The sequence below is a fragment of the Parendozoicomonas sp. Alg238-R29 genome (assembly GCF_947331445.1).
In the GTDB taxonomy this organism is placed as follows: Bacteria; Pseudomonadota; Gammaproteobacteria; order Pseudomonadales; family Endozoicomonadaceae; genus Sansalvadorimonas.
Map to the genome: position 1 here is coordinate 1 of NZ_CAMZOG010000137.1, position 6596 is coordinate 6596.

General features: G+C 46.9%; 6 protein-coding genes. 2 read left to right on the top strand and 4 right to left on the bottom strand.

From position 1 onward, the window contains the following. Window positions 1-1089, top strand: a 1089-nt coding sequence (locus QMA35_RS20515) for an acyl-CoA dehydrogenase C-terminal domain-containing protein (RefSeq protein ID WP_281649012.1), incomplete at its 5' end; no start/stop codon positions are given. 133 nt (window positions 1090-1222) lie between these two features. Beyond that, window positions 1223-1633, top strand: coding sequence for a hypothetical protein (locus QMA35_RS20520; RefSeq protein WP_281649013.1), 411 nt, complete (start codon window positions 1223-1225; stop codon window positions 1631-1633). A 49-nt stretch (window positions 1634-1682) separates the two neighbouring features. Here QMA35_RS20520 and QMA35_RS20525 read toward each other — a convergent pair whose 3' ends face one another. The 4 genes from QMA35_RS20525 to QMA35_RS20540 form a co-directional block, all read right to left on the bottom strand. Further along, window positions 1683-2102, bottom strand: coding sequence for a hypothetical protein (locus QMA35_RS20525; protein ID WP_281649014.1), 420 nt, complete (start codon window positions 2100-2102; stop codon window positions 1683-1685). 221 nt (window positions 2103-2323) lie between these two features. Then, window positions 2324-3688 (bottom strand): glycerol-3-phosphate transporter, encoded by a 1365-nt coding sequence (gene glpT, locus QMA35_RS20530; RefSeq protein WP_281649015.1) that lies wholly within the window; start codon window positions 3686-3688, stop codon window positions 2324-2326. A gap of 88 nt (window positions 3689-3776) precedes the next feature. Continuing rightward, window positions 3777-5147 (bottom strand): glycerol-3-phosphate transporter, encoded by a 1371-nt coding sequence (gene glpT, locus QMA35_RS20535; protein WP_281649016.1) that lies wholly within the window; start codon window positions 5145-5147, stop codon window positions 3777-3779. 131 nt (window positions 5148-5278) lie between these two features. Continuing rightward, a complete protein-coding gene (locus QMA35_RS20540) occupies window positions 5279-6310 on the bottom strand; it encodes an NADP(H)-dependent aldo-keto reductase (protein WP_281649017.1) in 1032 nt (343 codons plus the stop codon). Window positions 6311-6596 lie beyond the last annotated feature (286 nt).

The window sequence follows — 6596 nt, forward strand, 5'->3', positions numbered from 1 at the left end:
GTTGGCGAGCGTAACGGTGTTAGTTGTGGTTCTCTCGAAAAGAAGATGGGAATCAAGGCTTCTGCGACCTGTGTTATGAACTTTGATGCCGCTAAAGGTTTCTTGATCGGCCCGGAAAATAAAGGTTTGGAATGTATGTTCACCTTTATGAATACGGCCCGTATCGGAACGGCTATGCAAGGGCTTGCAGCAGCAGAACTGTCTTATCAAGGGGCGCTGACTTATGCCAGAGAGCGTCTTTCTATGCGTTCCCTCTCCGGAACCAAATGTCCTGATAAGGTTGCTGACCCCCTGATTGTGCATCCAGATGTGCGCCGGATGCTGCTGACCCAGAAAGCCTTTGCCGAAGGTGGTAGAGCAATGCTTTACGATGCAGCCAAGATTGCTGATCGTATGCTGGCAGCAGATACCGCTGATGAACGTGACAGAATTGACGATGAGTTGGGAATGCTGACGCCTATTCTCAAAGGTTTCCTGACTGAAGCTGGTTTGGAGGCTGCCAATAACGGTGTTCAGGTATTTGGTGGTCACGGTTATATCCGCGAACACGGGATGGAACAGATTGTTCGTGACACTCGTATCGCAACTTTGTATGAAGGAACAACTGGTATTCAGTCTCTCGACCTTTTGGGGCGTAAAGTACTGCTTTCCAAAGGTAAGGCTCTGAATACTTTAGCGAAGACTATTTATAAGGATTGCAAAGATATCCTCGTGAATAACCCTTCTACCCGAATGAGGCTTTTGCCCTTTACCGCAAAAATCATGGCTTTAACGGCTCAGTGGCAGTTTATGACTTATCGTATAGCTTTCCGGGCGGCAAAGGATCGTGATGCTGTGGGGGCAGCCTCTATGGATTACCTGATGTTTTCTGGTTACGTGATGATGGGCTTCTATTGGCTGAAAATGGTGGCTGCAGCCCATAAAAAGTTGGAAGAGGGTGTATCTGATCCTGACTTTTATAAGGCTAAGATTCAGACTGCAGAGTTCTACTTCAATCGTATCTTGCCAAGAACCAAGACTCATGCGAAAGGTATGTCTGCCTGTCCGAAGGGTCTGACTGCTCTTCAGGAAGAGCATTTTGCTTTTTAAATGAGGTATGAGCTTGTAGTGGTATTGACCCCTGTATAGGCTGCTTAGTGCGGCCTTTTTATTGCCCTTTGAAAAGTGTCTTAGACTTACCTTGTGTACATGGGGTTGAAATGCCAGGGAGGCAGGGACAGGGATGAATCTACTATCTATTGGAGGTAAGGGGCTTGCAGTGCTGTTTTTAGGGGGGATGGTTGGTGCTGCTAATGCCTCAATCATAACGAAACCAGTGAAAGTGAATACTGTTTGGCCAGGGTTTGGGATTGTAAACGGTCAGCCAAAGTTCTTTGCTATTGAAACTGATCCGGTTCTTAACCGGGAGTGTAAAAAAGTGAAGCTCCTTTGGCAGGCGAAAGAAGATGTAAGAACGGCAATTGAGTTGTCTTATCCAATCTCGGTGCAGTTGAACTCAAAAGGATGTATAACGCTCGGGAGTGATTCTTACTTGGATGGGTTAAATATTCTTATCCGAACACCGGATTCAATTAAGAAGAAAGAGTCAAATTCTGTAAGAATTGGCAAGCCTGTAAAGGCTAGAAAGAAATAAAAAACACAAAGGTTAATATCCATCTGTATGAAAGCTTAAAAGCGCATGATTATGCGCTTTTTTTATGATTAATGACTTTCTCATGGGCTGCAGGTTCAGGAAAGAACTGCTGTAGTTTCTCCGGCTCGCCCTTTAGAGCTTCTTTGGCTTCTTCGGGTGTCAAAACTTCGATTTTAGTCTTATCGATTTTCATGAATTGAATCGAGCAATAGAACCAGAACCAATGCCCACAATCAGTTAGGCACAGGACTTTTAAGTCATGGTTAATGGAGGGGAATAAAGGCACGGCCACATGGCTTGTGTGCTGTTTACTGATGGGGCGAGCTGACTGTCCATAGTAACTGACACTACCGATGACTTCGTGCACTTTCTCAAAAGCATTACCTGCCATCTGGTCAGCCATAAAGTCTACATATTTATCGGCTATGTATAGTGCGCCACCCAGAATGGCCAACAGTATAAGTTCCATGTTGTCCTCTTATATTTCTGTCTGTCTTCGACTGTTTTCGCTGTAAACGACGGAAGCTTTAGCAGAGGCTCAGGATTTTTATCATGTGATGAGTCTTTGTGTTCCGGCTTTTGGCGACTTCAGTATTGATGTCATTTTTTTGTATACAGAGGGGCGTGCATCCTGCTGCCCTGATTGAAGTGTAAGCGTATTCTGCAAATGGTGAGGGGTTTTTACATAATCTAAAGGTTGTTTTTGGTTTCTTTTGACCATGCTGTAGCCATGCAGACTATAGCCAGAAAGCAGGCTGCGATAAGTAAATAGAACCCACCGTCCCAGCCCATGCGATCAACAATGAAGCCCATTGATATGTTGGCCATCATTGCACCGCCAAGATAGCCAAACAGGCCCGTTAATCCTGCTGCAGTACCGGCTGCTTTTTTGGGTACAAGGTCAAGAGCCTGAACGCCAATCAGCATAACGGGGCCATAAATCAAAAAACCGATAGCAATTAAAGCCATGTTATCTATCAATGGGTTACCCGGAGGGTTGAGCCAGTAAACCAGAACAGAAACAAGCACCAGGGCCATAAACAGGATGTTGGCTGGAGCTCTCCGCCCGGAAAAAACTCTATCACTCATCCAGCCGCAGAACAGGGTTCCTGGGATTGCTGCAAATTCATAGGCAAACCAGGCCCAGCCAGACTGTTGAACCTGGAACTCTTTTACTTCGCTTAGAAATGTAGGAGCCCAGTCCAGTACTCCGTATCGAACCAGATAAACAAATGCATTTGCGAAAGCTATGCACCACAGTGTTTTGTTAGGGAAAACGTAATTCAACAGGATTTCTTTGGTAGAAAGCTCCTGTTCATGGCTCTGATCATACTGGGAGGGGAAGTCGTTTCTGTGATATTCAATTGGTGGTAGTCCACAGGATTGAGGTGTGTCTCGAACCAGTAGAAAGGTTATCAGTGCCAAAGCAAGAGCGACGACGCCGGGAAGGTAAAAAGCACTTTGCCATGCTCCAGTGACTGTTATCCCAAGAATTGCCAGTGGGCCAATCAGGCCGCCACCAACATTATGGGCAACATTCCAGATGGCCATTCGTGAACCGCGCTCTGAAGGGGAAAACCAGTGAACCATTACTCGCCCACTGGCGGGCCAGCCCATGCCCTGAAACCATCCGTTAATAAACAGCAGGGTAAACATTACTGGAATGCTTGATAAGGCCCAGGCTGAGGTACCCATAAAAATCATTGTCAGGGCAGTAAGGGCAAGGCCGAGAGAAAGGAAGCGCTGGGCATTGCTTCTGTCTGACACAGTGCCCATCAGAAACTTACTCAAACCATATGAGATTGCTACTCCGGACATGGCAAAACCCAGCTCGGTTTTGGTGTAGCCAAGTGCGATAAGGTCTGGCATAACGAGACTGAAGTTCTTACGAACAAGGTAGTAACCGGCATAGCCTATAAAGATGCCTAGAAAAACCTTGAATCTTAACAGGCGATAGGTGTTATCAACCTGATCCGCAGCCAGCTTTGGTCTGGCTGGTGCTGGAGAGAGAAAACTGAAAATTCCATTTGCTGTGTTTTGGTTGTTCTGATTCATAAGTTCATGGCAGTCGTGTCTGGGAATAGAAAATAGACACTGGTACCAAGAGGAGCCAGTGTCGCTGTGTAAACAACTGCAAACGGGATTATTGATCTGTAATGTCGTGACTGTAGAGGTCTGATTTTTCTCGTTTTTCTTCTTTCCAGGTTAACCCAACCAGGAGCGCTGCCAGCACGCAGGAGCAAATTAAAACAAGGAAGCCGCCTTGCCAGTTGAAGTGATCAACAATGGCGCCAATAGCTATATTGGCAAACATGGCGCCACCCAGATAACCAAATAGACCGGTCAGGCCAGTTGCTGTTCCAGCGGCTTTTTTGGGTGCCATATCCAATGCTTGAACCCCGATAAGTACCACTGGGCCATAAATCAGAAAGCCAATAGCGATCAAGCAGGCTATATCAATGGCAGGATTCCCCGCAGGGTTTTGCCAGTAAATAAATACAGCAATGCCAACGAGCAACATAAATAGAATATTTACCGGTGCCCGGCGACCATAGAAAGCTTTATCGCTCAGCCAGCCGGTAATCAGGATCCCAGGGATGCCGGCAAACTCATAAGCAAAATAAGCCCATCCTGTTTGGCTCATGGAGAAGTTTTTTACTTCTTCAAGGTAAGTGGGAGCCCAGTCCAGTACGCCATAACGCACCAGGTAAACAAAGATATTGGCAAAGGCGAGATACCAGAGCAGCTTATTGTTAAATACATGTTCAAAGAAAATCTCTTTGGCTGAGAATTCCCGTTCATGGTCATCGGAGTAGGATTTGTGATAATCCCCTGTCCACTGTTCAATGCTGGGCAGTCCACAGGATTGTGGCGTGTCGCGCACCAGGAACCAGGTAATAAAAGCAAAGACTAACGCAAAATAACCGTGCAGGTAGATCTTGCTGTGCCAGTCATTAAAAAGAAACATGGCGAAAATCGCCAATGGTCCAACCAGACCCGCTCCCACATTGTGAGCGGTATTCCAGATGGCCATCTTCACCCCCCGTTCACGAATGGTGAACCAGTGGGCCATAACCCGTACACAGCTGGGATAGCCGATCCCCTGAAACCAACCGCTGAGGCAGAGAAGAATAAACATATTGGTGATGCTGGCGGTTGCCAGAGGTACTGAGCCCATAAAAATGGTAATGAGTGCACTGACGCTCAGGCCAATAACCACAAATTTTCTGGCATCACTTCTATCGGACACATTGCCCATTAAAAACTTGCTAAGACCGTAAGCCAAGGAGACACCAGAAAGAGCAAAGCCCAGTTCGGTTTTTGTATAGCCAAGCGCAATAAGGTCTGGCATAGCCAGTGAGAAATTTTTTCGAATCAGGTAATAGCCAGCGTAACCAACAAAGATGCCAATCATCATTTGCAGGCGCATGCGTTTGTAAGTGGGGTCAATATTATCTGCGGGTAATTGTTTGGTATGGGCTGGAGGTCTGAGAAAATCCCGCAGAAATGCCATACTCACCCCGCTTAATGCTTTAATTTGGTGCGAACAGTCCAGACCATGATCTGTAATGTGGCAAGTTTGAATTTGCAGGAAGGGAGGTGGCCGCCCATTAGCCGCCCATTAATAGGCGGCGAAATCTCGAATTAACAGGCAGGGTCAGGAATGCGTTTATGAATAGATTCGATTTCTTCGAGAACCTGATGGGGTAGGGTGAGTTCCATAGAATCTATATCAGTAGTCAGTTGCTCAAGAGTTGTTGCGCCAATAATGTTGCTGGTCATGAAGCTGCGACTGTTTACATAAGCCAGAGCCATTTGGGCAGGATCTAGATCATTGTCTCGAGCTAGCTCTACATATTCCTTGATGGCGCCTTCGCACTGTGGTGTGTTATAGCGCTGGAAACGGGTAAATAATGCAAGGCGAGACCCTTCAGGCATAGCGCCGTTCAAATATTTTCCGCTTAGCGTGCCCATTGCCAGAGGGGAGTAGGCCAGGAGGCCGATATCTTCCCGGTGAGCGATTTCAGCAAGGCCAACTTCAAAGGTTCTGTTTAGCAGGTTATATGGGTTTTGGATGGAAGCAGCTCTTGGTAAGCCTTTTTCTTCTGCCAGTCTCAGAAATTCCATTGTGCCCCAAGGTGTTTCATTGGAAAGCCCTATGTGGCGAATCTTGCCCGCTTTAACGAAATCACCAAGAACTTCGAGGGTTTCTTCTATAGGAGTGGCTTGTTCCTGATCTTGATAGGCAAAACCGCGTTGGCCGAAGTTGTTAGTGTTGCGGTCAGGCCAATGAAGCTGATAAAGGTCGACATAATCTGTTTGCAGACGCTTAAGACTTCCATTCAGGGCATTTTCTATATGTTTTCGGGTAAACCTGCGGCCGCCATCCATGTAAGCGAAACCAGGGCCAGACACTTTCGAAGCCATCACAATGTCATCACGCTGGCCGCGTTTCTTTAGCCAGTTTCCTATTATCGTTTCAGTCTGGGTATAGGTTTCGGCTTTTGGGGGGACGGGGTAGAGCTCGGCGGTGTCGAGAAAGTTGATTCCTCGCTCTGTGGCATAGTCGAGTTGGGCGAAAGCTTCCTGTTCGGTATTCTGTTCACCCCAAGTCATAGTGCCCAGGCAGATTAGGCTGACACGGGTATCGGTGCGGCCAAGATTGCGGTATTGCATTATTTTTTGGTCCCGTCTGGCAGTAGGTGTTGCCTTATTATGAACATTAACTGTGACAGGGCACAGCCTGATTGCGGAGATTCCACAGCTTTCGATGTAGAGCGGGGGTTCCCATATTGATTTGACTCGTTATAATACCCGGCTTTCGTTTCCCGCGAATGAGTGCCCAATGTTTGCACGCCGAACCTGGAAGGCTGTTTCCTTTAGCCTGGTTACGGGTCGACAGGGTAGGCGAATTACGAATCATTGAGGCGATAGGATTAGATGAAAACCTTTAGCGCTAAAG

What these genes read in the sequence shown, in the direction of transcription:
- QMA35_RS20540 (WP_281649017.1), bottom strand. Translation starts at nt 6,310, where the DNA reads ATGCAATACCGCAATCTTGGCCGCACCGATACCCGTGTCAGCCTAATC.
- QMA35_RS20525 (WP_281649014.1), bottom strand. Translation starts at nt 2,102, where the DNA reads ATGGAACTTATACTGTTGGCCATTCTGGGTGGCGCACTATACATAGCC.
- glpT (WP_281649015.1), bottom strand. Translation starts at nt 3,688, where the DNA reads ATGAATCAGAACAACCAAAACACAGCAAATGGAATTTTCAGTTTTCTC.
- QMA35_RS20520 (WP_281649013.1), top strand. Translation starts at nt 1,223, where the DNA reads ATGAATCTACTATCTATTGGAGGTAAGGGGCTTGCAGTGCTGTTTTTA.
- glpT (WP_281649016.1), bottom strand. Translation starts at nt 5,147, where the DNA reads ATGGCATTTCTGCGGGATTTTCTCAGACCTCCAGCCCATACCAAACAA.